Below are 1,028 nucleotides of genomic sequence, written 5' to 3'. Positions count from 1 at the left end.
GATGAGTTCGTGTCCGTACAACTGGCGTAATCATGGCCCTTCGGGGCCATTGTTTCTCTGTGGAGGAGTCCATGACGAAAGATGAACTGATTGCCCGTCTCCGCTCGCTGGGTGAACAACTGAACCGTGATGTCAGCCTGACGGGGACGAAAGAAGAACTGGCGCTCCGTGTGGCAGAGCTGAAAGAGGAGCTTGATGACACGGATGAAACTGCCGGTCAGGACACCCCTCTCAGCCGGGAAAATGTGCTGACCGGACATGAAAATGAGGTGGGATCAGCGCAGCCGGATACCGTGATTCTGGATACGTCTGAACTGGTCACGGTCGTGGCACTGGTGAAGCTGCATACTGATGCACTTCACGCCACGCGGGATGAACCTGTGGCATTTGTGCTGCCGGGAACGGCGTTTCGTGTCTCTGCCGGTGTGGCAGCCGAAATGACAGAGCGCGGCCTGGCCAGAATGCAATAACGGGAGGCGCTGTGGCTGATTTCGATAACCTGTTCGATGCTGCCATTGCCCGCGCCGATGAAACGATACGCGGGTACATGGGAACGTCAGCCACCATTACATCCGGTGAGCAGTCAGGTGCGGTGATACGTGGTGTTTTTGATGACCCTGAAAATATCAGCTATGCCGGACAGGGCGTGCGCGTTGAAGGCTCCAGCCCGTCCCTGTTTGTCCGGACTGATGAGGTGCGGCAGCTGCGGCGTGGAGACACGCTGACCATCGGTGAGGAAAATTTCTGGGTAGATCGGGTTTCGCCGGATGATGGCGGAAGTTGTCATCTCTGGCTTGGACGGGGCGTACCGCCTGCCGTTAACCGTCGCCGCTGAAAGGGGGATGTATGGCCATAAAAGGTCTTGAGCAGGCCGTTGAAAACCTCAGCCGTATCAGCAAAACGGCGGTGCCTGGTGCCGCCGCAATGGCCATTAACCGCGTTGCTTCATCCGCGATATCGCAGTCGGCGTCACAGGTTGCCCGTGAGACAAAGGTACGCCGGAAACTGGTAAAGGAAAGGGCCAGGCT

The 1,028-nt window shown here is 57.5% G+C and carries 3 protein-coding genes; all 3 read left to right on the top strand.

The genetic code is table 11. The features are described from left to right. Window positions 1–71 precede the first annotated feature (71 nt). Window positions 72–470 carry a DNA-packaging protein FI gene (locus J0A65_RS24035; protein WP_000158919.1) on the top strand — a complete coding sequence of 133 codons (399 nt, stop codon included), beginning with the start codon at window positions 72–74 and terminating at the stop codon, window positions 468–470. A gap of 11 nt (window positions 471–481) precedes the next feature. Beyond that, window positions 482–835: a head-tail joining protein gene (locus J0A65_RS24030; RefSeq protein WP_000752979.1), complete on the top strand. Its 354-nt coding sequence runs from the start codon at window positions 482–484 to the stop codon at window positions 833–835. Between the two features lie 11 nt (window positions 836–846). After that, a partial coding sequence (locus J0A65_RS24025; RefSeq protein ID WP_032229900.1) for a phage tail protein occupies window positions 847–1,028 on the top strand: 182 nt, incomplete at its 3' end.

Source organism: Bowmanella yangjiangensis (genome assembly GCF_017255015.1).
GTDB classification, from domain to species: Bacteria; Pseudomonadota; Gammaproteobacteria; order Enterobacterales; family Alteromonadaceae; genus Bowmanella; species Bowmanella yangjiangensis.
The sequence above is the reverse complement of the archived record's forward strand: the minus strand, read 5'-3'. Positions and strand labels throughout refer to the sequence as shown.

Coding starts and splice junctions, on each gene's coding strand:
- J0A65_RS24035 (WP_000158919.1), top strand. CDS start 72: ATGACGAAAGATGAACTGATTGCCCGTCTCCGCTCGCTGGGTGAACAA.